The 25,984-nt window shown below is 41.0% G+C and carries 26 protein-coding genes; 18 read left to right on the top strand and 8 right to left on the bottom strand.

Annotated elements, in window-relative coordinates; genetic code table 11:
- Positions 1-130 precede the first annotated feature (130 nt).
- The gene (locus tag QZT69_RS05905) at positions 131-2,413 is read left to right on the top strand and encodes a cation:proton antiporter (RefSeq protein ID WP_294671697.1); all 2,283 of its coding nucleotides are present in this window, start codon (positions 131-133) and stop codon (positions 2,411-2,413) included.
- Between the two features lie 62 nt (positions 2,414-2,475).
- On the opposite strand, the gene QZT69_RS05900 is transcribed toward QZT69_RS05905, so the two are convergent.
- A complete protein-coding gene (locus QZT69_RS05900) occupies positions 2,476-3,468 on the bottom strand; it encodes a DUF4476 domain-containing protein (protein ID WP_294671694.1) in 993 nt (330 codons plus the stop codon).
- A gap of 154 nt (positions 3,469-3,622) precedes the next feature.
- Between QZT69_RS05900 and QZT69_RS05895 the strand changes: the two genes are divergently transcribed.
- Together QZT69_RS05895 and QZT69_RS05890 are read left to right on the top strand one after the other, a co-directional pair.
- A complete protein-coding gene (locus tag QZT69_RS05895) occupies positions 3,623-5,803 on the top strand; it encodes a cation:proton antiporter (protein WP_294671692.1) in 2,181 nt (726 codons plus the stop codon).
- 37 nt (positions 5,804-5,840) lie between these two features.
- The gene (locus tag QZT69_RS05890; RefSeq protein WP_294671690.1) at positions 5,841-6,569 is read left to right on the top strand and encodes a hypothetical protein; all 729 of its coding nucleotides are present in this window, start codon (positions 5,841-5,843) and stop codon (positions 6,567-6,569) included.
- 424 nt (positions 6,570-6,993) lie between these two features.
- Here the strand turns inward: QZT69_RS05890 and QZT69_RS05885 are convergent, their stop codons facing one another.
- Positions 6,994-7,329, bottom strand: coding sequence for an MmcQ/YjbR family DNA-binding protein (locus tag QZT69_RS05885; RefSeq protein WP_294671687.1), 336 nt, complete (start codon positions 7,327-7,329; stop codon positions 6,994-6,996).
- A 74-nt stretch (positions 7,330-7,403) separates the two neighbouring features.
- On the opposite strand from QZT69_RS05885, the gene QZT69_RS05880 reads away from it, so the two are divergent.
- The gene (locus QZT69_RS05880; protein WP_294671685.1) at positions 7,404-7,775 is read left to right on the top strand and encodes a hypothetical protein; all 372 of its coding nucleotides are present in this window, start codon (positions 7,404-7,406) and stop codon (positions 7,773-7,775) included.
- A gap of 63 nt (positions 7,776-7,838) precedes the next feature.
- On the opposite strand, the gene QZT69_RS05875 is transcribed toward QZT69_RS05880, so the two are convergent.
- From QZT69_RS05875 to QZT69_RS05865, 3 genes are read right to left on the bottom strand one after another with little or no spacing between them, the layout of a single operon-like run.
- A complete protein-coding gene (locus QZT69_RS05875) occupies positions 7,839-8,198 on the bottom strand; it encodes a heavy-metal-associated domain-containing protein (protein WP_294671682.1) in 360 nt (119 codons plus the stop codon).
- Positions 8,199-8,223: 25 nt separating this feature from the next.
- Positions 8,224-10,440: a TonB-dependent receptor gene (locus tag QZT69_RS05870; protein ID WP_294671679.1), complete on the bottom strand. Its 2,217-nt coding sequence runs from the start codon at positions 10,438-10,440 to the stop codon at positions 8,224-8,226.
- A 50-nt stretch (positions 10,441-10,490) separates the two neighbouring features.
- The gene (locus QZT69_RS05865) at positions 10,491-10,931 is read right to left on the bottom strand and encodes a hypothetical protein (RefSeq protein ID WP_294671676.1); all 441 of its coding nucleotides are present in this window, start codon (positions 10,929-10,931) and stop codon (positions 10,491-10,493) included.
- Positions 10,932-11,037: 106 nt separating this feature from the next.
- On the opposite strand from QZT69_RS05865, the gene QZT69_RS05860 reads away from it, so the two are divergent.
- From QZT69_RS05860 to QZT69_RS05845, 4 genes are all read left to right on the top strand, one after another.
- Positions 11,038-11,433 (top strand): Fur family transcriptional regulator, encoded by a 396-nt coding sequence (locus QZT69_RS05860; protein ID WP_294671674.1) that lies wholly within the window; start codon positions 11,038-11,040, stop codon positions 11,431-11,433.
- Positions 11,430-12,305: a cation diffusion facilitator family transporter gene (locus tag QZT69_RS05855; RefSeq protein WP_294671673.1), complete on the top strand. Its 876-nt coding sequence runs from the start codon at positions 11,430-11,432 to the stop codon at positions 12,303-12,305. Before QZT69_RS05860 ends, QZT69_RS05855 begins: the two co-directional genes overlap by 4 nt.
- Positions 12,306-12,472: 167 nt before the next feature.
- Positions 12,473-13,078 carry a NifU family protein gene (locus QZT69_RS05850; RefSeq protein ID WP_294671671.1) on the top strand — a complete coding sequence of 202 codons (606 nt, stop codon included), beginning with the start codon at positions 12,473-12,475 and terminating at the stop codon, positions 13,076-13,078.
- Positions 13,079-13,215: 137 nt separating this feature from the next.
- The gene (locus QZT69_RS05845; RefSeq protein WP_294671669.1) at positions 13,216-13,923 is read left to right on the top strand and encodes a carboxypeptidase-like regulatory domain-containing protein; all 708 of its coding nucleotides are present in this window, start codon (positions 13,216-13,218) and stop codon (positions 13,921-13,923) included.
- Between the two features lie 166 nt (positions 13,924-14,089).
- Here the strand turns inward: QZT69_RS05845 and QZT69_RS05840 are convergent, their stop codons facing one another.
- On the bottom strand, positions 14,090-15,178 hold the full coding sequence (locus tag QZT69_RS05840) for a mannose-1-phosphate guanylyltransferase (protein WP_294671667.1): 1,089 nt from the start codon (positions 15,176-15,178) through the stop codon (positions 14,090-14,092).
- Positions 15,168-15,866, bottom strand: coding sequence for a sprT domain-containing protein (locus QZT69_RS05835; protein ID WP_294671666.1), 699 nt, complete (start codon positions 15,864-15,866; stop codon positions 15,168-15,170). The genes QZT69_RS05840 and QZT69_RS05835 overlap by 11 nt, the downstream gene beginning before the upstream one ends.
- A 161-nt stretch (positions 15,867-16,027) precedes the next feature.
- Between QZT69_RS05835 and QZT69_RS05830 the strand changes: the two genes are divergently transcribed.
- Positions 16,028-16,768 (top strand): ABC transporter permease, encoded by a 741-nt coding sequence (locus tag QZT69_RS05830; protein ID WP_294671665.1) that lies wholly within the window; start codon positions 16,028-16,030, stop codon positions 16,766-16,768.
- Positions 16,768-17,529, top strand: coding sequence for an ABC transporter ATP-binding protein (locus QZT69_RS05825; RefSeq protein WP_294671662.1), 762 nt, complete (start codon positions 16,768-16,770; stop codon positions 17,527-17,529). The genes QZT69_RS05830 and QZT69_RS05825 overlap by 1 nt, the downstream gene beginning before the upstream one ends.
- A gap of 72 nt (positions 17,530-17,601) precedes the next feature.
- Here the strand turns inward: QZT69_RS05825 and QZT69_RS05820 are convergent, their stop codons facing one another.
- Positions 17,602-18,249, bottom strand: coding sequence for a murein L,D-transpeptidase catalytic domain family protein (locus QZT69_RS05820; RefSeq protein WP_294671659.1), 648 nt, complete (start codon positions 18,247-18,249; stop codon positions 17,602-17,604).
- A gap of 163 nt (positions 18,250-18,412) precedes the next feature.
- On the opposite strand from QZT69_RS05820, the gene QZT69_RS05815 reads away from it, so the two are divergent.
- From QZT69_RS05815 to QZT69_RS05780, 8 genes are all read left to right on the top strand, one after another.
- Positions 18,413-18,829, top strand: coding sequence for a hypothetical protein (locus QZT69_RS05815; RefSeq protein ID WP_294671656.1), 417 nt, complete (start codon positions 18,413-18,415; stop codon positions 18,827-18,829).
- Positions 18,816-19,430 (top strand): YdeI family protein, encoded by a 615-nt coding sequence (locus QZT69_RS05810; RefSeq protein ID WP_294671651.1) that lies wholly within the window; start codon positions 18,816-18,818, stop codon positions 19,428-19,430. Before QZT69_RS05815 ends, QZT69_RS05810 begins: the two co-directional genes overlap by 14 nt.
- A gap of 83 nt (positions 19,431-19,513) precedes the next feature.
- On the top strand, positions 19,514-20,326 hold the full coding sequence (locus tag QZT69_RS05805) for a LiaF domain-containing protein (RefSeq protein ID WP_294671649.1): 813 nt from the start codon (positions 19,514-19,516) through the stop codon (positions 20,324-20,326).
- A 7-nt stretch (positions 20,327-20,333) separates the two neighbouring features.
- Positions 20,334-21,359: a sensor histidine kinase gene (locus QZT69_RS05800; RefSeq protein WP_294671646.1), complete on the top strand. Its 1,026-nt coding sequence runs from the start codon at positions 20,334-20,336 to the stop codon at positions 21,357-21,359.
- Complete coding sequence (locus QZT69_RS05795) at positions 21,356-22,081, top strand: LytTR family transcriptional regulator DNA-binding domain-containing protein (RefSeq protein WP_294671645.1); 726 nt, start codon at positions 21,356-21,358, stop codon at positions 22,079-22,081. The genes QZT69_RS05800 and QZT69_RS05795 overlap by 4 nt, the downstream gene beginning before the upstream one ends.
- A gap of 291 nt (positions 22,082-22,372) precedes the next feature.
- Positions 22,373-23,431, top strand: coding sequence for a hypothetical protein (locus QZT69_RS05790; protein ID WP_294671642.1), 1,059 nt, complete (start codon positions 22,373-22,375; stop codon positions 23,429-23,431).
- 5 nt (positions 23,432-23,436) lie between these two features.
- Entirely contained in the window at positions 23,437-23,991 is a 555-nt protein-coding gene (locus tag QZT69_RS05785; protein ID WP_294671640.1) for a hypothetical protein, read from the top strand.
- A gap of 155 nt (positions 23,992-24,146) precedes the next feature.
- Complete coding sequence (locus tag QZT69_RS05780; RefSeq protein WP_294671638.1) at positions 24,147-25,967, top strand: hypothetical protein; 1,821 nt, start codon at positions 24,147-24,149, stop codon at positions 25,965-25,967.
- Positions 25,968-25,984 lie beyond the last annotated feature (17 nt).

Genomic DNA, 25,984 nt, shown 5'->3' with positions numbered 1-25,984 from the left:
TGTTTCTCACTCTCATTCTCAGTCTCATTCTGTCCCTGTCGGTACAATTAAAACAGGTTTCAGTACATTCTTGAGAAGAACGTATTTTGATTACTCGCTGCAGGTTTAATTTTGTTAAAAAATTCAAGCTATGCGTAATCTCAGAAATCTCCTATTTTATATTATAACCATTGGTGGATTCGCCGCTTTAATTTTCGGAGTAATTCAGTGGGGAAAACCTCTTGAAGCTTCCAAGGTAACAACTGTTGTAAAGCCGGAAGTAACTGCTTCTACCTGGCAACAGTTTACTGAAACTTATTACCATAATTTAACCCATCCATTAGCAATATTGCTGCTTCAAATCGTCACGATCATTGTTGTTGCACGGATCTTCGGATTCTTTTGCAGAAAAATTGGTCAGCCGTCTGTGATTGGAGAAATTGCAGCAGGTATTTTCCTCGGCCCCTCATTCATAGGTATGTATTTCCCGGATTTTACTCACTTTGTTTTCCCGGATAAATCCATGGACAATTTGAAATTCCTGAGCCAGATCGGTTTGATCCTCTTCATGTTTGTCGTAGGAATGGAATTGGAACTCAAGACTCTTAAAAACAAAGCAAACGATGCAGTTGTAATCAGCCACGCGAGTATCATTTTCCCTTTTACTTTGGGAGTAGTACTTGCTTACCTGCTCTATTCTGAATTTGCTCCAGCAAACGTAAACTTCCTGTCATTCGCCTTATTCATAGGGATTTCCATGAGTATTACCGCTTTTCCGGTGTTAGCCAGAATAGTCCAGGAGCGCGGATTGACTAAAACACGTTTGGGATCTATCGTTATAACCTGCGCCGCTGCTGACGATATTACAGCCTGGTGCATTTTAGCTGCCGTCATTGCAATTGTAAAAGCCGGATCGGTACTAAGCGCCATTTACATCATCTTCATGGCCGTTGCTTATGTTTTTGTGATGTTGAAAATTGTGCAGCCATTCTTAAAGCGCCTGGGGGATAAACATTCCAACAAAGAAAGTTTGAGCAAACCAGTAGTTGCTATTTTCTTCATAACCCTACTGATTTCAGCATTTGCAACGGAAGTAATCGGAATTCATGCCTTATTTGGCGCATTCCTTGCCGGTGTAATTATGCCGGCCAATATGAATTTCAGAACCGTATTTATTGAGAAAATTGAAGATGTTGCTGTTTTGCTGCTTCTTCCGCTCTTCTTCGTATTTACAGGTCTCAGAACTCAAATCGGTTTATTGGATGACTGGCATTTATGGAGCATTGCCATACTGATCATTGCTGTAGCTACAGTTGGGAAATTCGTCGGATCTGCCTTTGCTGCTAAATTCGTAGGTCAGTCCTGGAGAGACAGTTTAATTATTGGGGCTTTGATGAATACACGTGGATTGATGGAGTTAATCGTATTGAATATCGGTTACGATTTGGGAGTGCTCTCCGATGAAATTTTCGCCATGCTGGTAATCATGGCACTGGTAACCACGTTCATGACAGGCCCGTTCCTGGATTTGATCAACAAATTTATGCCGGAAAAGAAATCAGCGGAAGAAATCCAGGACGACCGGAAGCTATCAACGAAATACTCGATTTTGCTTTCTTTCGGAAACCCTGAAAGAGGAAGAACCTTGCTTCGTTTGGCAAACAGCCTTATCCGAAAATCTCCTGAGAATGCAAATATCACCGCACTGCATGTTTCTTTAAGTAATGACCTGAACCAATTTAATGCCGAGCAGTATGAACGCGAAAGCTTCACACCCATTACCGAAGAATCCCGAAAACTGAACCAGCAGGTAGTAACTTTATTCAAACCAACCGTGGACATTGATAAAGAAATTACAGATACATCCAACACAGGGAATTTCGACCTGCTATTGATCGGGATCGGAAGCTCAGTCTTTGAAGGTTCACTTCTAGGAAGAGTTCTTGGATTTACTACCAAGTTGATCAACCCGGAACGTTTGTATGAAACGATTACCGGGAAGGAACCTTTGTTTGAAAATACGGTCTTCGACGAAAGAACAAGCAAATTGATCAAAAATGCCAAATTGCCAATTGGGATTGTCATCGATAAAGATCTGGATAAAGTGGAGAATATATTCCTCCCGATTTTCTCCATCCACGACAGTTTCCTGTTAGTTTATGCTCAAAAATTGATTCATCACAGCAACGCACGTGTAACAATCATCGATTCGTCAGGAATTGTGAGAACACACCCGGAATTAAAGGAATCGATCCGGATGATCGAGCAGGTTGCTCCCAACCATATATCGCTGCAGACAGAACCACGCCTGGAAAAAGAATTCATGAGTCAGCAGGATTTAATGCTTATCAGCCATGACAGTTGGCGAAAAGCCGTTGAAACCCAAAGTTTGTGGCTGACAAACACTCCTTCGGTACTTATTTTGAAACCGTAATTCATAAAAAAATCCCATCCGTCAATGACAAATGGGATTTGATTTCTTATTTAAGATCGTTCTTATCTTGTGAATCCACTGGTGTAAGCATTCAATTCATCAATACTTGATTCAAATGTGAACGCGTCATTCAATTGGTAGTAATTCCCGATATCGTAAGTGTATCCGTAAGCGTATTTAGCCAAATCCAAACGCGTGTCTTCAAAACTGAACAACAACATCAATCGTTTTACCTGTGCGCTGGTCATACAGTTTGTATTGATCACTTGCTTCGCCATAGTCAATTTGGAATCATCAAAAGATTTTGCTTCGATAGATTTAACCACTTCATTGAAGCGGCTTTCACTCATCGGGTAACCGTTACAGCCTACATTTCCGTTATAACCCGGCATTACGTAACCATTTTGCACCGTACCAACTGTTCCTCCAGTCTGAACTGTTCCTACATTTCCGGAAGTGGTGGTAGTTGTTGTTGAATAAGTAGTTGTTGTGCTCTGAGTTTGGGTATTCATCCCCGTTTCGTTCACATTGACGTTCATATTAATATTTGCTCCCGTTCCACCCATCATCGGATCGTTCACATTAATCCCAACATTCATTTGTTCTGAAGTTCCAGGATTTGAAGTGGTATTGGAAATCACTGTTGTTTGAGTAACCGTAGTAGAAAGAGGTGTATCGTGATAAACGATTACATTCTGACCTGCAATCGGTCTTGGAGCCTGTGCAATCGGAACTTCACTCATCCATCTCAAAACAGTTTCTCCCTTGTTGGAAGTTTTAATCGTGTATGTTGTTTCGGTACCAGGATTAAAATTGAGAGTCTTATCAATGTCCGGTGTCATTCCATCCGTAAATTTCACCTTTACCTTGTAGTAAGGCTGGATAAGGTTTGTAACCCGCACATTCGTTTCAGGGTTCGGGTTTTGCTGAATTCCATTCAGTATGATGTAGAATTGCTGTCCTTGTTCGGAAAAAAACACCAGGTTTGTATTCTGCTGAGCAATTGTCCATTGAGAAAGGAACAATAAGGTCAAAAAAGTAAAAAAATGTTTCATGAGGTAATAAATTAAATTTAAAAGTCGGTTTTCAAAAACGATGCCAAAACTACGACTGTCTGAATTGAAAAAAAAGTTTTTTTTTATCTTCCGGTCAACAGAATCTGTTTCAGATGGAAATTGCGATTACTTTTGCTGAAGATATTCCAAAAGGATGAACGGGTTATTTGAACAATTTTCCAAAGAATTCCAAAACCTCATCGGTGAATTTACTTTGCCTTTGGAAAACCCCATTCTTACTTTTTCAATACTCCTGTTAATTATTCTTTTTTCTCCTATTATTTTGAGGAGGGTGAAAATCCCTGCATTGATCGGTTTGATTATTTCCGGAGTTATCATTGGCCCGAACGGTTTCCAATTAATCTCGGAAGCCAATATGAAAACCGGTTTTGTAAATATGTTTGCCAAGATCGGGTTGCTCTATATCATGTTCATGGCCGGTTTGGAACTGGATATGCAGGAATTCAAACGCTACCGAAATAAATCACTGACCTTTGGAGCATTGACTTTTTTCATTCCGCTTTTATTGGGCTATCCAACCTGCAGGTATGCATTGGGTCTGAGCGAAATGGCCAGTCTATTAACCGCCAGCATGTTCGCTACGCATACCTTGGTGGCCTACCCGATCGTTTCCAAATTCGGAATCTCCAAAATGGAAGCCGTAGCCATTGCAATCGGCGGAACGATTCTTACGGATACTGCTGTTTTAATCATCCTGGCAGTGATTTCCGGGTCGGATCATGGAATTATTAACACCAGTGTACTGGTACATTTAGGCATTACGCTTTCCATTTTCAGTTTGATTATGTTTTGGGGAGTTCCTAAAATTTCGCGGTGGTTTTTGAGTAAACTCGAATCTGAAAAATCATCCCAGTTCATTTACGTACTTTCTATTCTCTTCTTTGCGGCATTCTTAGCGGAAGTAGCAGGAATCGAAGGAATCATCGGAGCATTCGTTGCAGGTTTAGTCATGAACCGTCTCATTCCGCATTCTTCCACACTGATGAACCGAATCGAATTTATCGGAAATGCACTCTTTATTCCATTCTTTTTGATCTCCATCGGAATGGTTGTGAATGTAAAAGCATTGGCAAACGAACCGTGGGCCTGGGCTGTTGCCGGAATTTTGAGTGCTTTTGCCATTTTCAGTAAGTTTCTGGCAGCTTTGATCACACAATTGATCTTCAAGATGACCCGACCGGAACGACAAGTAATCTTTGGATTAAGCACCGCACATGCCGCTGCAACACTGGCCGTTATCAATGTAGGATACAACATGAAGATCCTGGACATTGATATCGTGAACGGAACAGTAATCCTGATTCTTATTACCAGCATGACAGCTTCGTTTGTAACAGAAAACGGAGGTAAAAAACTCCGGATCCTGCAAACTAAAAACGAACCTTTAGAAGGACCTTCCATGCGCAGTCAGCATGTAGTAGTTGCAGCCAATGAATTGATGGGAAATGAAGCCCTGTTGGATTTTTCGGTGCTTATAACGGACCGCACGGTCATGAACCCGATTTCAGTGGTAAGTGTTTTGGAAAATGACGAGGAAGCAGAAATGCGGATCCGCCGTTCGAGGAAACACATCGATGATTTCATTACCCATTACAACAGCGGAGAGATCAACGTACATGCCATGGCTACGATTGATCACAACCTATCCAGCGGAATTGCACGTGTTTCGAAGGAATTAGTAGCAGACATCGTATTGATCAATGACAACTCTAAATCCAACCTTTTCAAAAAACTGATTGGTGATGACCGCGATCATTTATTGAGTGTCTGCGAAAAAACGGTTTTCTTTTGCCGTTTAGATCATTCCTTTTCAACATACCGGAAAATCTCGGTAATCTGCCCGGTCTATGCCGAATTGGAGCAGGATTGCAACCAATGGCTGGAACGAGTGATGCGTATTTCGAAAGAATTGAATGTAGACATAGATGTTTACAGTACACGGGAAACATTTGAAAAAGTGAAGGCTTATCGCACATACCGGAAATTCAGTGCGGATTTGACTCATTTCCCGATTGAATCCCCGGAAGACATGCTCGAAAAACTACCCAATTTCAACGAACATCACCTGTTTGTTTCCGTTTTTGCACGGCCAGGTTCAGTTTCTGCGTTTACTGGTATGGAATCTTTACCTCAGCGCATGGAAAAGGAAAACACGAAACTCGATCACATTTTCATTTATCCTTCACAAAGCTCAGCCGATCTTTCTTACGCAGCGTATGATGACATGAGCGGAAGCCCGATTGCAGCGGGTGTGGAAACCATTCAGCGCATATCCAAAGAAGTGGGTGGCATGTTTAAGAAGAATGAGGAGTAAGATTTTTTCAGTATTTCCCTTCAAACAAAATCATCCCATGCTTCGAATCACTTCGTCTTTTTTTGTTCTTGCACTCTTCTATTTGGCAGGCTGTGGAAATAATGAAACCGAAAAAATGAATCTGACTGAGAAACCATTTCCTTTTCCAATAGTTTTGGATACCATTAAAGTAGGGGGCTTCTACCGCCATGTTAACGATGCAAATCCCCGGTATTTATCAAGCGGTCATTACTACTTCAATTACATTGGAAAGTATAAACAACGCATTTATGCAAGTTTTATAAGTTTCAAAGGTCTGGAAGGATTGAAAAAGATAGAAGAACCGAATGCCTATGGCAAAATGCTGCTTGCTGTTCAAAAATACTATCTTCCATACGGAGAAGAACGAAATTACAAAAGGATCGAAAAATCCGACCTGGAAATCCGGATAAATCCCTCCGTAAAAATTTCCGGTTTTTATCCCGTAATGCTCACAAACAAAGATTCTGACACTTGTTTTATCGGATCATTGAACCAACTCCCTCTGATCCTGGAAGCAAAAGACAAGCAAGGAAAGTGGAAACCAATCCAAAGTCGATACGCCGTTGGCTGCGGAACCGGGGTCGGACATGTTTTTCTTCCGCCCAACTATATTGCAGTCACCCTGGTTCCCATTTTTAAAGGGAAGTATCAAACACAACTCAGATTGAAATGCGGAAAGAACCACTCCGAACCTTTTAATGGTTCCATTAACTATTCTCAATTTGAATCTAAAAAACACTATTAATCTTTTCTATTCAAAGATCGCTTGCCCTATCCAAAACCACAATATCGGTATCCCTGTCAATAAAAGTTGAAAAATTAAATCCAACCAGCTTTCACTTAATGGCAGATAGTTACGGCCTCTCCAATAGAAATAAAGATGTCGACCCTTTGTTTTTAAGATTATTCTATCAAACACCTTATACAAGATCAATTCAATGGTCGAATTGATAGTAGTCACAAACCACATTACGTCATATTTTCCCAAATAGTTTTGAACAATTTCAAAGGCAATCCAGGGAAATAGCAAAGAAGCCAATAACAAAGACCAATAAACAATCGCTGATCTCAAAATATATGACAAGGGGGTATTGAATAGAAATAATGGTATTCCAACCGATAAAGCCGCTAGCAGATTCATTTTCTAAGTTAATTCCGTCAAAATTAATTTACCCTATCATCTCCACCAACTTCTTAGGCGCCACATTCGAATAAGAAGTCTTCACAATGTCTTTCAAAAAGTCTTCATCTACCTTTTCGAAGTAAACGCGTGTCCAGCCTTGCAGGCCCCATTTATTCGGGACCGGGTGGCAGGCACTTTCGTCCCATTTGCAAAACACCGATTGTTGCAACTCTGTCAATTTGACCACGAAGAATCCTTCATCTGCACTAACGGTTGCAAAAATCTTCTTTTTAACGCGGTAAGATCTTTTCTCGAAATGCGGTTCTTCCGTCGCCTCCGGCAGAGAAAGGGCATACTTGGAAAGCCGGGAAAAATGTGTCATCAAATTCTATTTCCACGAATATAACTTATTGACAGAAGAAATTAGAATTATATTTATCACACTAATTAAACGTCATGGCACTCATCCTGAACTTAATCGCTTTTGTTTTATGCATCACCTGGTTCCATCGCCTGATCAAACAACCGGGAAATAAATTATTATTTCCTGTATTGATGGTTTACCTGGGAAGTTCAATGATGAGCTTCATTCTCGCATTTGTCATACAACACGACTTTTTAGACATACTTGGTCACGCCATTGTAACTGGAATTGCCGTTTTAGTATTCTGGCTATGGACAAGCATTGTTGTCATTATAAAACATGTGAAAACCGGGGATATCAGGTTGCTTTTCACAGATCTTGCACAAACAACCCTGCCTTTACTGATTATAATTTTGTTTATTCTTTCCTTTAATGACGGTGGTTCTTTAAAAATCGGGGGATAAAAAAATCCCGGTTCCACGAAAGAAACCAGGATTCATATTTATTCTAAAGTGGGTCAACGATCGTTAATCGTGCTGGATGTGTTCCATCCCACCCGGTTTACAGCAAGCCGGTAATTTCTCGAAAGCCACGGGATCTGCCAAAACTTCATCGGCATTGTACCCAAGCGCTGAAATTTGCTTTTTGATCTCCGCCAATGAAATCACATCATTTTTGAACTTTACAGTCAATTTTCGCGACGGTACATCTAATTCTGCGAATTTCACTCCTTTGGTATAATTCAACGCGCCTTCAATGCGTTCTTTACACTCATCACATTCAGCGCTGGTCATGATCACCACTGTCTCTGTTTTTGCAGCGGGTTTCTGACTAAATGCGAAACTGCTTACAAACAAAAGGGCTAACATTAACAAACTATTTTTCATCTCTTTTAATTTTTAAATTAAATACTTACTTCTTTTCTTTTTTCCGCTGGATTTCATATCTGAATCCTGCATAAACCACTGTCCCCATTACGGAAGCCCAAACACGGGTTGCATCAAAAGTCGGGTCGTACGGATTATCCGCACTAATGATCGGGTTCTTTTGTTTGAAGTTAAACAAGTTCTCACCACCCACATATACATCCCAGCGTTTGAAATGACGCGTAATTTGAGCTAATCCAACCGGTACCGCTTTACTTTTCTCATTCGTTAAACGCGAACCATCCGGTAAAGTAACATCCGGCAGACGCATCGGACTGTATACAGAAATCGTACCATCCACTTCCCATTTTTTATTTCTGCTTGCAAAAGCCACATTAAATAAACCACGGTGCTGTGGAATCATGACCTGCTGTCTCAAACTTCCGGCATAATCTGCCTTTACCTCCAGGAATTTATAAGCCAAACGGAAAGTGATCGTTTTCCACGGCATGAAGCTCAATTCGGTTTGGAAGGTACTGCTCCTGGACACATTTCGCTGGAAGCCAAAGAAAATAGAATCTGTTGACTGCTCTCTGTCAATAATCAATTGTTTGTTAAAACGGGCATGGTAGAAATCAGCGGAAATACTTGCCGCGCGATTCCACCATCTCATACTGCGCATCACCGACAATCCGGAGTTCCAAACTTCTTCCTGCTCATTGCTATTGGTTACTATCCACGCTTTGGATGTAGCAAGCAGGGAAGAATTGTCCATTACGAGAGTTGGAAGTCGCCAGGATTTTCCGGTTGTTACGCGCAAATCTGTAAATTCATCCAGGGTCCATTTTGCATGTACGCGCGGTGAGAATTGGAATTTTTCCTTCTGGTCACTGAATGCTGTTTGATAATCTGCCCGCATTCCGGCTACTAAAACCAAACGTGTTCCGGTGTAGGTATATTCGAAAAATGCTCCCGGAGTAATCACATTGCGGTTGAAATTCATTGAATCGATATGCTGCTGCAAATCTTGTCCAACAGCGGAAAGTCCCAGTTTGTATTTATGGGCCGTTGTTCCGAAAATTCCGTCAAAGATAGCATTCACGTACCCGCGTAGTTCTCTTCCGCCAAAACCTCTCAAACCGTACAATCCATCTGCTTGATGATATTTGAACTGGTAAACAATTCCCAAACTGTGATAAGGTTTATTCGGGAACAAGAACCCGGTTTTTGCAAAGAACTCTGCATGCTGATTGGTTGTCTCGGCCCGGTACCTGTTAGCAACCCCATAAAGCTGTCCACCCAATCTTTGGTCATAGTAGGCATTGACACCGAATTTGGATTCGAACTTCTTGCCTTCATAGTTCCAACGATTCATAAATGACCCGGACTTACTAAGGGGCACATCCCGAAAACCATCCTTATTAAAATCCCATTCGGTTTGCAGGGTGGAAACGTGTGCAAAAGTTCCCGTGCTCCATTTATCGTTGATGATCTGTCCTCCATGGACATTCAGCTCTGCCCTTCCCAGGTAATTTCCATAACCATTTATAAAAAGACGCTGCATGGTTTCCGGTTTTCGGAATTCAACGTTGATCAGTCCGGCCATGGATTCATAGCCATTCACAACAGAACCTGTTCCTTTGGTAATCTGGATTGATTCGACCCAGGTCCCCGGAACGGAATTCAAACCGAAACTGCTTTCCAAACCGGTTAAGAAGGGGATATTTTCCATTTGCAATTGTGTGTAAACACCATCCAGCCCCAATAACTGGATTTTCTTTGCCCCGGAAACTGCATCTGTGAAATTGACATCCACTGTTGCATTCGTTTCAAAAGACTCGGATAAATTACAACAGGCTGCTTTCTTAAATTCTCCTTCTCCAAGGTTCTCAACCTGCAAAGGTTTTAAGCGTGAAAAGTTTTTGGAGTCCTGTTTGAATTCAACAACCACCTCATCCAATTCATCCACTTCAAAAAGGATGATTTCCAATCCGGAAAAACGGTCATCTTTGGTAACAGTCACAGAATCACTCTCATATCCCGGAGCCGAAATCACCAGAACATCCGGCAGATCTTTAGGCAATACAAGCTCAAATCGTCCATTTTCTTCACTATAAACCTGGGTTTGAGCCTTTCTTAAAATAACTTTTGCTTGTTTAAGCGGCGTTTTTCCACCATTTTTTATTCCAAATACAATACCCTGAAGCTGGGCTTGGCTATAGGAAAGAAAAAACAGGAAAAAACCAATTAATAGATACTTCATTGTTTTTAACGTTTAATTCTACTTCACTTTTTATAACAAAAAGGAAGGAATCACAGACGCCAAATACACAAATGAGTTAATCGTTCGAGACCGGTTAGAGCGGGCGGATCGGATCCGGAAAACAATTGCGTGTCTTCATTGCTCCAAAGGACTTCAAAATGAGTGAAAAAGGAAAGAATGGAAATTTCTTCCAATGTCTCAGTAAAGATCGGGTGAACGTCCTGGAAGAAGAAAAAGGAAAACTGCCAGTTTGAAACCTCATCCAGGCAGCAATTATCTGAGATTGTTTCCTTGTCGGAAGCGCTCGCCTGCACTGTTGAACAACAATCCGGTTGTTCGGTCTTCATATGTTCTTCCGAACATTCATTCGAAGGAACAAAAACGGACTGCATCACGCGGTTTTCATGCAGACAAGTGTGTTGATAGAAAGGAATACCGATGGTTCCCATCAGTACCACAACAATCATACTTATTTGCAAAATCCGCTTCATCGGAACCAAAAATACAAAAAAAGAAGTTCGCATAAATTCATAAAAAACAAGTAACTTGAAATGCCAACTGATTAAACTTCGTACTTTTGTTACCGGTAAATCCAATATGAAGACAACAAGAAACACAGCAGCCAGAAGTGCTATCCTGGAACTCATTAATGACTCAAACGTGGCGTTGTCTCAACCTGCTATTCAACACAAATTGAACGGTTTGTGTGATCGGGTAACGATTTACCGGGTATTGGACCGTTTGTTGGATGATGGCTTGATCCACAAAATTGTCAATGTAAACGGCGTGGTGAATTATGCAGCATGTTCTTCGTGCAACCACAAACACGACCATGATCACGAACACATTCATTTTAGCTGCAGAATTTGCAGTGAGTTAACTTGTTTGGACCAGGTAATCCCATCCTTTTCACTACCTGAAGGATTTCAGGCTGAAGAGACCTTTTTTACGATCTCCGGAATTTGTAAAAACTGTCAAGACACCCAAAAATGAGTGTTAATCATGAAAAAGCAGAAAAAACTGCCTGGTTCAGTTTAATCGGCAATTTCGTTATGGCCGTGGTGAAAGCACTTGTCGGGTATTTCGGGAACTCTTATGCTTTAATTGCCGATGCCATCGAATCAACCGGAGATGTATTTGCATCTGCCCTGGTCATTGTGGGATTCCGTTATGCCAAACGTCCGCCGGACGAAAACCATCCTTACGGACATGGAAAAGTTGAACCCCTGATCACCTTCGTTGTAGTTGGATTCCTGGTTGCTTCAGCAACATTGATCATTATTGAAAGTATCCACAATATTCAAACACCTCACAAAGCTCCGGCATCTTACACCCTTTGGTTCATTGGAGGCGTTATTCTAACCAAAGAACTTTTCTTTCGTTTCGTTTCCAAATCCGGGGAAGAAGTCGGAAGCACCTCCCTGAAAGCGGATGCCTGGCATCACCGCAGCGACGCCATTACTTCTGCCTGTGCATTTGTAGGAATTGCCATTGCAGTTTATAAAGGTGATTCCTGGGCCCAGGCTGATGACTGGGCGGCTCTGATAGCTTCCACTATCATTTTGTACAATGCCTACAAAATTTTCCGTCCTGCACTGGGCGAAATTATGGATGAACATCTTTACGACGATTTCATACTCGTAATCCGTGAAAAATCAAAAGAAGTTACCGGGATTATTGATACGGAAAAATGCCTGGTCCGAAAATCAGGGATGCGCTATTGGGTTGATCTACATATCCATGTGAACGGAAACCTGAGCGTACACGAAGGCCACACCATTGCCCACAACCTAAAAAAACACCTGATGGACAAAATTCCGGAAATAGAAGATGTCTTGGTACACGTAGAACCGGCAGATAATTGATAATTGAAAAGGCATTTCGACTCCGCTCAATGAGCTTTTAAATCCAGTCCACTAAACAAATATGATTCCAATCGTTACTCATTTTCAGTTTTCTCATTCGTAATTCGGCATTCGTAATTCGTAATTATAGTGCTATCTTTGTACTTTAAAATAAACAGACAAACATCATGACATCAGTTCCTGTTACAGTATACGTCGAAATGACTCCTAATCCAAACACAATGAAATTCGTGGCAAATAAATATTTGCTAATCAACGGTGAGTCGGTTGAATTTCATTCAGGTGCAGACGCAAAAAATTATTCTCCTCTGGCGGAAGAATTATTCCATTTTCCATTCGTGAAAACGGTTTTCATCACAGCAAACTTTGTTACTATTGCTAAGAACGACACTATTTCCTGGGATTTCGTAACCATGGAGTTACGCGAATTCATCAAAAATTGGATCGTTGAAGGAAAAGATATTTTAATTCAAATGCCGGTTGCAAAATCCAAACCAGCAGATGCAGATGAAACAAAACCGTTAAAAGAATATGCTCCGTCCGAATACGATGATGCAATTCGTGCTTTGTTGGATGAATACGTTCGTCCGGCAGTTGAAGGCGATGGAGGCGCAATCGACTTTGTAGGATTCGAAGAGGGAACGGTTACTGTTGCGCTTCGCGGTGCATGCTCCGGATGTCCTTCCAGTACAGCAACCCTGAAAGGCGGAATCGAGAATTTATTGAAACAGCACTTACCGGATGTAAAAGAGGTGGTGGCTGAATCTTTGTAATCAATCATTTCAAAAAACAATCTGGTGGGCATGCGATTAATCGCATGCCCACTGTTTTTTATAACTTTTTTCATGTGGATTTATGGAATTTCTAATTGATGGACATCTCTATAGAAATCAATTAAAAAATTCAGATCATGAAAACAATCACATTTATCGCAACTTTATTCCTGACAGGAATAACTTTCGCTCAAAACACATTCGGCGATATCATCGGGACATTTACAACACCGAATAAGAAAGAAGGAATTTTCGGAGCTTATGCAGTAACCTCACGAGGAGATCAACTATTCAAAGCAGTAACTGACGAAGACGGTCGTTTTAGAATCTCAGCTGTTCCTGCCGGAAGTTACCGGGTTTACTTTATCTACGAAGGAGATACAACTTATTCCAAACAAATGGTAGAAGTATCTCCCGACGGTTTCGGGGATAACGGACTGGTTGCCCAGGCAAATGCTACTGAAATTCCGGAAATCGTAATTTCAGAACCCATTTACAGGTTAACGAAAGGCGTTGCTCCTGAAACCAAATTGGTAGCCAAGGACATCAAACACATGCCGGTAAAATTCGATGCCAAACAAATGGTTGCTGCAATTTCTTCTGACGTGAAATTAACAGACGATGGCGAATTGATTTTTCGTGGAGCGCGCAAAGGCGATGTGATCAACTACATCGACGGGGTAAAAATGACCGATGTACAAAATGTACCAAGTGCGGCCCTGGGTTATATCATGGTTTATACCGGAGCAATCCCAGCAAAATACGGAGATACAACAGGCGGTGTTGTTGTGATGGAAACTTTAAGCTACTTCGATCTATTACGCGAATACAATAACAGACCGTAAAAACCAACCTTTACAGCAAAAGGGATTGTCTTTTGGACAATCCTTTTTTTATTTGAACCACATAGAACAAATAAAGCACATAGTTAATTTTTATTACCGAATAGAATTTATGATAATATAAGGATAATCAGACTATGTGACCTCTGTTTCTATGTGTTTTTTCTTATTATTTTGGGAAGAATTCCGGGCTCGTTTCTTCCATCGGAGCCATGTATTTCTTCAAATTCTGTTCGTCGTGCTGGTTCAGGATCATCAGCATATTATCCGACTCAACGATGATATATCCTTCCAGTCCCTGGATCAAAGCCAACTTGTTGTTCGGAAGGTTTACAATGCAATTCTCCGAATTGATCATGTGAACGTGATCTCCGATAACTGCATTTCCGTTGTAATCCTTTTCAAGGTGTGAGTACAAACTTCCCCAGGTCCCTAAATCCGACCAATCGAAATTAGACAAAACCACATCCACATTCTTCGCATTTTCCATTACTGCAAAATCAATCGAAATGTCTTCGCAGGCAGCAAAAGAAGCATTTACATATGCCTGTTCTTCCGGGGTGTTGTATTTATGAGATTCATCGGTAAACAAATGGTACAACTCCGGCTTGAATTTCTCCAATGCATTCAAGATGGTTTTTGCACGCCAGATGAAAATCCCGGAATTCCAGTAATAATTTCCGCTTCTCAGGAAAATCTCTGCCAGTTCACGGTTCGGTTTTTCAGTAAAATGCTTCACATCTTTTACTTGTCCGGGAAGGATATCTCCGTCTTCAATAAATTCGATGTAGCCATACCCGGTATCAGGTCGTGTTGGTTTGATACCCAAAGTCACCAAACGGTCTTCCTTATTTGCCGTTGCAATCGCAGTATTTACGATCTCCGTGAATTTATCCTCTTTCAGGATCAAGTGATCGGAAGGAGCCACAACCAAAGTTGCGTTCGGATTAATGGCATGGATTTTAGCTGCCGCATAAGTAATGCAGGGAGCTGTATTTTTTCTCTCCGGTTCGGTGAGGATCTGCCCGTCACTTAACTCAGGAAGCTGTTCTTTTACCAAAGAAAAATAATTCGCGTTGGTTACGATATAAATATTCTCAGCCGGTGCAATGTGCAGTAAACGTTCAAAAGTCATTCGCAACAGGGATTTTCCTATTCCAAGAACATCTAAGAATTGCTTTGGTCGCTGAACAGTTGACATCGGCCAGAAACGACTTCCGATTCCGCCGGCCATAATCACGCAGTAATTATCTTTCATGTATGTTTTCTAAAAGTTGAACAGTAGCAAGTGAATGAATCAAGAACTGGCGCTTCGAAGGTACTTCCGTACACAAAAAGCGGGTACGCCTCAACTCCCCTTTTACAAAGGTTTTTCCCTGCAAAACAAAAGTAGCATTTTTTGGAATCTCTTCAAGAATAATCTCCCCGCCTTCCCGCTTATCGTATTGTCTCAAAACTCGTGACAACTGTGTATCTGTACATGAAGAAGCTTTCATATTGGTGAGACTCGTCATTAAAGCGATCTCAATATCTTTTGGGAGCAGCCCTGTTTGGATTGCAGGCCACAATAATTTCCGGAATTCGGATTTCCATTCTTCCCCGTGTGGTTTGATTCTAAAACCAAACTGAATGAATGTACGCAAATGGGCAAACTCATGAAGGGTAGTGATCAGGAAATTGTAAGGATTCAAATTTCCATTAACGGAAATACGGTGAAAAGTCTCGCCCTGCATGGGTGCACGGTAATCTCCGAGTTTAGTAGCCCTCGGATTCGTAATGGCAAAGCGTACCGGATGACTGAGTAATAAATCTGCCACCATTTCCTCGAAACCACTTGGTAAGTAGGGTTTCAACTGCCTGATATACTTTTCCTTTTTGGTTGGTTTTACTTCCACGAATGCAAAGATAATTGTGTTTTCAATACCGAATTCGTAGATCCGGAACAAGTTATGAATCAGGCCTGGTGAATAATCCTAATTGAAAATGGATAATTGACAATTGAAAAGATTTAAACACGCTTCCTTACATCTCATATAGTCTTTTCAATTTTTACATTTTCAATTTTCAATTCCGTGGATAGCAGATTTCTTTTAACTTTATATCCGAAATGGGAATAATACAAAATATCGGCAAGTATTTCATGATGATGTGGATCGTGTTTTCGAAGCCAGAAAAATGGAAAATATTCTACAGACGCTTTTTTGAAGAAATGGAACTGATCGGGATCAAATCGATTCCAATTGTTGCATTGATGTCTGCCTTTATGGGGGCTGTAATTGCATTGCAGACTGCTTCCAACATGGACAACCCGCTCCTTCCGACTTACACCGTGGGATACATCACGCGTTCATCTACCATTTTGGAGTTCTCTCCAACAATCATCTCATTGATTTTGGCTGGTAAAGTAGGATCTAACATTGCCTCCGAGGTAGGTACAATGCGTGTTACAGAACAAATCGACGCGTTGGAAATAATGGGAGTGAATTCCCTGAGCTACCTGGTACTTCCGAAAGTAACTTCCGCGATGGTCTTCTTCCCGGTATTGATCATTTTCTCTATCGGATTGAGCCTTATCGGCGGATGGTTGTCTTTAAAACTTTCAGGTCTTTCATCGACCGAAACATATATCTACGGTATCCGGTTCTTTTACCGCGATAGTGATATTGTTTACGCTTTGACCAAAACAGTTGTATTCGCATTCCTGATTACTTCGATCGCATCTTTCAAAGGATATTATACCAAAGGAGGATCACTCGATGTTGGTAAATCTTCCACGGAAGCCGTAGTAAGTTCCAGTGTTGCCATTTTGATCGCGAATTTCTTCCTAACTCAAATGTTCTTATTGTAATGATCGAAGTTGTCAACATCAATAAAACTTTTGGTGATGCCCACATCCTGAAAGACGTCAGCGCTACCTTCGAAAAAGGGAAAGTAAACCTGATCATCGGGCAATCGGGCTCCGGGAAATCAGTACTTGCAAAATGTATTGTTGGCCTTCATGAGGTAGATTCCGGTCAGATCTTATATGACGGAAGGGATTTTACGAAAATGGACCGTCTGCTGCGAAAAGAAATCCGCCAGGAAATCGGGATGCTCTTCCAGGGCTCTGCTCTTTTTGACTCTATGACTGTGGAGGAGAACATCATGTTCCCGTTGACCATGTTTACCAAAATGAGCAGGAAAGAAATGCAGGATCGTGTGAACTTCTGTTTGGAACGAGTAAACCTGGCCGGAAGAAATAAATTGTACCCGGCAGAATGCTCCGGAGGTATGCAGAAACGTATTGCCATTGCCCGCGCAATTTCCATGAACCCGAAATACCTATTCTGTGATGAGCCGAATTCCGGTTTGGACCCTCAGACTTCGATCCTTATTGACAACCTCATCCGTGAGATTACTTACGAATACGAAATCACGACCATCGTTATTACACACGATATGAACTCCGTTATTGAGATCGGTGATAGCGTTATCTTTATAAATAAAGGTCAGAATTGGTGGCAGGGAGACCGCAAATCGATTATTACTACGGACAACCAGGAAATCAATGACTTCGTGTTTGCTTCAGACTTTATGAAGGAGATCAAGGAGAAGATGAAATCGGAGTAATTATCAATTATAAATGGTTCAATTATCAAGAGCATTCACTTGATAATTGATAATTCGGATTCATTGATAATTTCAATAGTAAATCTTCATAATCATCGGCTTGGGTTCTTTGTCTATAATCGGTATCAACTCCTCAAAATAATTCTCCGACAACATAGCACACCCCAAACTGTTGCAGATCGGATAATACTGCTCTTCATCCGGGACACAACTGTACCTGTGAAGTACAATCGCACGCGCAGCGGCTTTATCGTTTGATTTTTCCAATCCTGTCAGTTTGTAAGATTTTCCGAAACTTCCCTGGTAAGAACTGCCAATCTTATACAAACCCAGAGAAGTCATGTAGGAATTCGGGATATTACTAAACTGAAGGGAATCGGTTCCGGCAATTTCCGATCCAGAACCATGCGCACACAATCCTTTCGAAATAACTTTATTTGTTTTTAGGTCGACCACGAACAAGCGAAAATACTTTGAAGGAATCTTCATATCAATCAAAATTGCTTTCTGAGTGGAGTAAACCCCACCTTTGTTTCGGATATACGTTTTAACGGCTTCAATTTGCTGAGGCAACACTTTCAGAAAACGCGCCGAGTCATAATCTGATTCTGCTGATATATCCGGAACTTCTTCCCTATTCAATCCAGGTATCTGTGCCTGATTAAATGTGCAGGCACAAATGATAAAAATAAAGGCTGTTAAATAATACAGTTTGGTCATTCTTGTTTTTTTGTTTAACGCTAAAAGTCTATTTGGATACAAAATAGAAAATTCATCGTGATTTTTAATTCCCATACACTCATTACATCAATTGGTTCAATAATTAGGTTTTGTAATTAAAGGAACCGCTTTTTCACCTATATTTACTTGAAACAATATGGATATGAAGAAAGGAACCATTGCAATTATCGTGGGAATCGTTGTCGGAGGACTTTTTGTAGCTCTCGGCGAAAGTATGTCTTATTACCTTTTCCCGCTGGAAACCCCGTTTCCTACAGACCGTGCTCTGATGAATGATTTCATTGAAAATGAAGTTCCTTTGGGTGCCAAAGTTGTGCTCGTAATGAACTGGATTGTTGCGGCTTTCATCGCATCCATTCTCAGCACCTTTATTTCCGGAAGAACATCTCCGAAACCCATGCTGGCTTCTGTCGGTGTATTGAATATCCTGACGCTTATCAATTTATTCATCATGCCTCACCCGAAATGGATGTGGATTACCAGCATATTTGTGTTTATTCCAATGGGTTACATCGCCTATTTTTTAATCCGTAAAAAGAAAATCGATGAAAGCACGTAATGAGCAAATAACTCAATACATTTCCAAATCAGCCGATTTTGCAAAGCCAATATTGCATGAACTCCGTGAAATAGTTCATGATTTTTGTCCGGATACCGAAGAAGCCATGAAATGGAGCATGCCATTTTTCATGTACCGCGGAAAAATCCTTTGCAGTTTCGCTTCCTTTAAGAATCATTGCTCCTTCGGATTTTGGCTGCACTCAGAAATGAGTGATCCGCACGGAATATTCAAGCGCAGCCTGGAAGGCGGGATGGGAAGTTTAGGTAAAATAACGTCCCTGGAAGACCTTCCAGAAACAGAACACCTGGGAGCATACATCTTAGAAGCAATGGCCTTAATCGAACAGGGAACAATTCCGCGGGAATTGAATCCGAAATTCAAAAAACCGGTCGGAGAAATCCCGGAAGAGTTAACCGCCTTACTTGATGTAAATCCAAAGGCGAAAGCGGCATTCGAGTCGTTCCCGCCTTCATACCAAAGAGAGTATATCAATTGGATTACCGAAGCCAAACGGGAAGAGACCAAACAGCGCAGATTGCAGCAAACCATCGAAAATCTGCAGGAAGGAAAGTCAAAAGACTGGAAATACATGCGTTAACCGATTTTCGCCCACCATTGACCGATTTTGACTATTCAACTCCTGATTAGTCTTATACCTTTGCTTTATAAATCTTTCAGATTATGGAAACAGATAATATCCGCACGGAAATTGAACACGAAATCTTAAAAGCACAAAAAGGACATCGTCGCGGAAAAATAGCAGGTGGATTAGCCATCGTTTTCTTTGGGGTAGTTTACCTCTTGAAACAGCTGGGCTACCACATTCCCGAATATTTACTCAGCTGGCAGATGATTCTTATTGCCATTGGGACCGTAGTATTGATCAAACACAAATTCAGCAAATTCCACGGTTACCTGATGATTATTATCGGTAAGATCTTTCTCCTTGCAGAATGGTATCCGAAATTGATTAACGTAAAGATCATTCTGCCCGTTGCAATCATTATTGTAGGTCTGGCAATTGTTTTCTTATCCAACAAAAAGTTCGGAAGACGCCACCGCAGAAAGCAGCGCTTTACCCGTGAAAATTGGAAACAGATCCACGAAGCTCAACAACGGGGTTTCAGCTATTACAAATACAACGAAGACGATTTCATTGACAGTGTCAGCTTCTTTGGTGGGATTACCAAAACAATCGTCAGTAAAACATTTAAAGGTGCAGACATCGTTTCGTTCTTCGGAGGAACGGACATTAACCTGATGCAGGCAGATTTCCAGGGACGGATTGTTATTGATGTAACCAACATTTTCGGAGGAACAACCCTTACCATTCCGAACAATTGGGAAGTCATTTCCGAAGTTGCCAGCATTTTCGGTGCATTTGAAGATAAGCGTCCGCAATACCAAAGAGAAACCGGCGAAGAAAGCAAGGTCATTATTTTGAGAGGAACCTGCATGTTCGGAGGAATTGAAGTGAACAGTTTTAATAAATAAGTAAAGAATGTTCTTAAAGACTAGTACAAAAGTGCAATTGCTTTTCATCGTTTGGACGGTGATTGCCAGTCTTGTCTTTTTTGTTGTGCTCTTAGTCAATCACTATCCCTTTGACATTGTTTGGAAAGACACGCTTTTCTCCGGCTTACTTATTTCCGTAATTTCTCAGATCATTTATTTCATCCAGACATATTATCACGCGAAAAGACCAGTAAATTTTTCCAATTTCGGGTTGGTTGTGGTTCTAACGGCATTTTACCAACTTATAATAAACAGCGCATTCAGACTGGTCTTGGGTGAAGAACGCTGGCGGGAATACATCCTTCCTTTTGAAGGAGCACGGGCATTTATTGTCTTCTTTATTTTAATCTCGGTGAGCTTATACTGGTGGATCAATAAAAACCAGCAAATCCAATCACAAGTGCATCAGCAGCTCATTGAACAAGAACGCGCATTGACAAAGGCCGAATTGGATAACATCCATCAGCAGTTACAGCCGCATTTCCTTTTCAACAGTTTGAATTCAATCGGAGCATTGACGGAAATCAACCCGAAAGAAGCAAACCGGATGATCTTATTATTGAGCGACTTTTTACGCGGAACGCTGCGAAAAGACATTCAAACCTTAATTCCCATTGCAGAAGAAATTGAACAAGTGAAACGCTACCTGGAAATCGAAAAGATCCGGTTCGGACATCGCTTGAAAACCGAGTTCGACATCGATGAAGGCTGTATGAAAACACCGGTACCTCCCCTGTTGCTCCAGCCTGTTATCGAAAATGCAATCAAATTCGGACTATATGGCTCGATGGATGAAGTAACCATTTATGTAGGAGTAAAGCAACAGGAAAACGGTTTGATGATCGAAGTCCGGAATCCGTTCGATGTTGATTTCACCCAATACAAAACCGGAAAAGGTTTCGGTCTCACAAGTATCAAACGCCGGTTAATGCTGTTATTCAATCAATACGACCTCCTGACAACCGAGAAGCAAGACAAACTATTCATTACTAAAATTTTGATCCCGAAATGATTAAGGCATTTATTGTAGACGATGAACCTCTGGCAAGAGAAGTTGTCAAAAAACACTTACAGAAATACACGGATATTGTCCTGGTCGGAGAAGCAAATGATGGATTTGAAGCATTGAAGCTGATTCCCGAAGTTAAACCGGACCTATTATTCCTGGACATTCAAATGCCGAAAATCAATGGTTTTGAATTATTGGAGCTGTTATCAGAAAATCCGTCTGTAATCTTTACCACGGCATTCGATGAGTTCGCTTTGAAAGCATTCGAAGTAAATGCACTGGATTACTTATTGAAGCCATTTTCTGAAGAACGTTTTGATACTGCAGTAAGCAAAAAACGGAATTCCGAATTACAGTATGAAACCAAAAGGGATATCCCGCTTCAGATTATCCACGAACAGAACCGGATAGTTGTAAAAGACGGAACCGAAATCAAGATCATCCCGATCGATGAAGTGGATTACATTGAAGCTTATGATGATTATGTAAAAATCTACCAGGGAAAGAAATACATTCTGAAGAAACAGACCATGAACCATTTCGAACAAGTACTTCCGAAAGATCAGTTCATCCGGATCCATCGTTCCTATATATTAAATGTAAACCAGTTGACCAAGATCGAATCATACGAAAAAAACAGCTACGTTGCCATTTTAAAGAGCGGTACAAGCATTCCGATTTCCCGTTCTTCCTACAGTGATTTGAAGGCACGATTAGGATTGTAAATAACAAAAACACAGATCTAAAATGTAGGGGCGTAAAATTTTACACCCCTACATTTTTATGCAATCAAAATTGATCCATTTTGCTAAAATGATTAAAAAATAATCAAAAATATTTCAACGAAAAACCCTTGTTTTATTTGATAATTTTGAAAAAAGATTATTTTTTAATCAAAAAATTTGCAAAAAAGTTTGGTAGAACGAAATAGATTTCTTATCTTTGTAAGGTAGCAAAATCTCTAAGAGAATTGCTGCGGAAAACAACCTTAATTATTAACCATTATAAATCGAATCGTGAAACGAATTATTATCCTTTCCGTTGGTACGGCAACGCCTCATGTCATCAAAGCTCTTTCCGAAGCCTTTGACATCAATCAGGACCTTCTGTTTAAAATTCTTTACAATGCGCCCGCCGTCTTTTTGGACAATGCAGAAGAAGAATTAGCAAAGAAAGCATTTCTCATCTTAACCGAACTTGGGCTGGAAGTTTTGGTTCAGAACACAGATGAAACCGCTCCTCTTCCTACAGAAGCACTTGATGTTTCCGTATACATCAAAGATCCGGTGAAGCTAAGCACCGTCAACAAGCAATTGTCTGAATTTCTTGGCTGCAATGAAAGTGAATCCCTTCAACTTTTGCTGAATGAACCAAGCGTGGTTTTAGGTGGGGTTTCTATGGCAACCGCAGAAAGTCTGCAAAAAAGAATCGATGCAGAAGTCATCGCCAGCAATCCAAAGCTGGATTTATACACCATAGAATTTACTGCAAACGCCGAAGCCGATCGCCAAAAACTGATCAACCTAATCAGAAGTCAGGAAATTGCTATCCCGGGTGGAGAAACCAGATGGGTACGCAATTTAACCTACGAACAACTCAATCAGTTTTTAACCCGCTACCGTTCCCAGCATGAGATGAAGATCTACAACCAAAGTTATTCCAGGTTCAGGATCCTCCTGGAAGACTTTAACCCGGAGAGTGCTGCTCAAACGGATTTCCTGGTCAACGAAATCGGGATGCCGCAGGAAGCACTCGCAGAGATTCACGCAAACCTTCCTCTTTTATTGGATGAATCCGTAAATCATGGAGAACTCGAGCAAAAACTTGCCTTGTACAAACAAGTTGGACTGCGCTGTTCCGATGAACAAATTCCATTCGGAAAGTATTCCCTTGCTGTGAGTAACATTACAGATTCCGAAAAGTTCCGTGAAATCCTGGATAAATTCTTCAAGGATGTCACCTACGACCAAAGTTCCGGAACCTGGAAGACACCACTTCCGCTCGCAAGTATCCTGAGCAGGCTTCTTGAAAAGCAATTGGAAATTCTTGGATGTGAAATTGAATACGAATACTAAGACCAATGAAAGAAAAAACTAACCTCCATCTCCAAATCGCTGAAAACGGAAAAATCCTCGCTTTAAAAGGAGATCACAAAGAAGCATTGCGCCACTACAAAGAGGCTATGCGCATGTGCCAGTCAGTCGAAAATTCGGAGCTCTTCCTGCAGCATTACAGTTTGTGTGCAATGGAATCCCTGGAATTGATGGAGGCACACGAAGAAATCATCACTTTTTGTGAGAAAAGCATTGATTTCCTGACACCTAAAAAGGCCGAACGTACAGATGAATGGTTCAGGAAAAACCTCGCATCGCTCTGGGAACGGAAAGGAATCCAGTGTATTTACCTGGATGAAAAAACAGAAGCGATTGAAGCTTTCGACGCAGCTCTTAAAGAAGCAAAGGAACTATCCATGCCTCTGGCAAAAGAGTTACTGAACTGGCTTCGAAGAGGTTATGCGATTACTCACCAAAAAGTGCGTGATCTACAAAACAGGCATCGCTACTTTACGGTTCGTAAAGAGAATGTCAACGAAAAAATAGCAGTTCAACTGCCGGAAATGATCAATCCGTTCTAAACCCCGTTTTATACGAAATACAGGCAGCCTTATTTGTGCGCACAAATAACTGTCCGCCTGAAACCCATCATTAAAATGACCAGGGCATACCGGTTACACCCTCATCTTTCGGACGCAGCCTGTATTTCGTACAAAACATTAAAAACAATTAATTTATGAGTGATTTAACCAAATTCAGTGATGGAGCTTCCATTCTGCAGCAGGTTGATGTCAGTGACATCTTCAAAAACCTTGCCCTCGGAATTGCTGAAGCTCAACAGAAACTAGATGACAATTCGATAGCGCAGGCTATTAAATTGGCAGAAACCCAGATCAACGGTGTTTCCTTGTTGGAATTAGGGTTCGCTCCGGTATTCTATGCATTCCAATATGCAGACATCAGCGCCAGCATCAACTTAAAAATGGCCCTGAAAGAAGCATTGGAATTCGGATTCGGATTGGATCTCCAAATAGCCAAAAACAAAGGATATTCCGAAGATACACATAACTTTTTGAGTGAAGACAGCTACTCTGAAACAACCGAGGAATACAAAGCTTCCAGACAAATGAATTTCCGGGCCAATGAAAAAAACTCGGTTAAGATTAACAATAAATTTGTGAAGCAAAGTGAAGCCCTTGAAGCAAAAAGTCGGATTGAAAAGTTCAAGCATGACATTATTACTCAAGCTTCGGTAGAACAGGTTTACGAAGATATCCAGTCCAAAAAACTGACCAATAACAACAGTCGAGGTGTGGATATTTGGATAGACAATGGTTTCATTCGACTGGAAGAAAGTCTGCATTACAAAAAAGATGCTGTCGGAATTCTTAAAATCGGTAGTTATTCACCAACTACTCTTGTTGATGTAAACGGATCAGGTGCGGATTTCACAGTTACCACAAACTTGATTACAACATTGGATGCCGCAGACCATCCAGATGTTTTAGGTGGAGGTCAGTTATACGGAGTAAGCAAAGATGGAAAAGTATATCAATACGATAACGTTAACAGCGTCTGGGCACCGATTCTAAGCACCATTTACTTCCCGTACAACAGCGACGAAGTTACCATGACTAAAGATCTGAAAACAGGACCAAACGACAATTCAGTTGCAGGATATCCTCCGGGTGTTGTAGCAAACAAAAACCATTCAGACCATGGTCTTGTACACAAGGTGCTGCGATTGATCCATAACTATGATCCGGAATCATCGATCACCATTACAGGGATGACAGATCCGAAAGGAGGAAATAATCCGAAAAACCAAAGTTTGGCAAAAAGACGTGCTGAAAATCTGAAGTCTTACATTTTCGGATCAACTGCTCCTGTCAACGTAAAGATCGATTCGGTAACCAATGACCCGGGGAACAGTAACCTGGAGCAGCGTTATGCCGCAATTGAGTTAGATAGCGATTATCTGATTTTCATTGACGGAAATGTGACTGAAGATGCTACTCCTGTCAAATCATCTACAGGTCCTAATAAGTTTGTTTACGCCGATGTGAATACAACTGAGCCTTTCCATAAATTGGATGCAAAATATGGATCCGCAGTATTGTTCTATAATCTAGATGAAGCCTTCAGTGAGGTTGTGGAACACGTTTCCTCAAAAATCGAGAGCCATTCTTACGAGTTTAAAGATGGACAACATTACTTCCTCGAAGATGAATCCATCGTCAAATTCACATTGCTTACAAACCTGACAGAAGAGATCTCCATTGAGCACGATGATGAAAGCAGCAGTTCAGGTACCGAAGTATCCAACAGCTTCCTAACATCAAAAACGAAGAATGAAAAGTCTATTTTGAATGATTCTGTAAGCAACAGATCCCAGGATAGCTCTTTCGCTTTAGGTGCAAGTGTGGATTTCAGAATGTCGCGTCAGTTTGAAATGTCTATGGAAGGGAATGCCGCTATGTCTGCCAGACTGGTTGCAGTTCCGGCTCCTCAGGACTTTGTCGGATTCCTTCGAACTGTCTATGTGAGCGGAGAATAGTATTAACCTATTAAAAC

Origin of the sequence: uncultured Fluviicola sp. (assembly GCF_902168135.1) — a bacterium.
Classification (GTDB): Bacteria; Bacteroidota; Bacteroidia; order Flavobacteriales_D; family Crocinitomicaceae; genus Fluviicola.
This window is presented reverse-complemented; position numbering and strand designations above follow the sequence as displayed.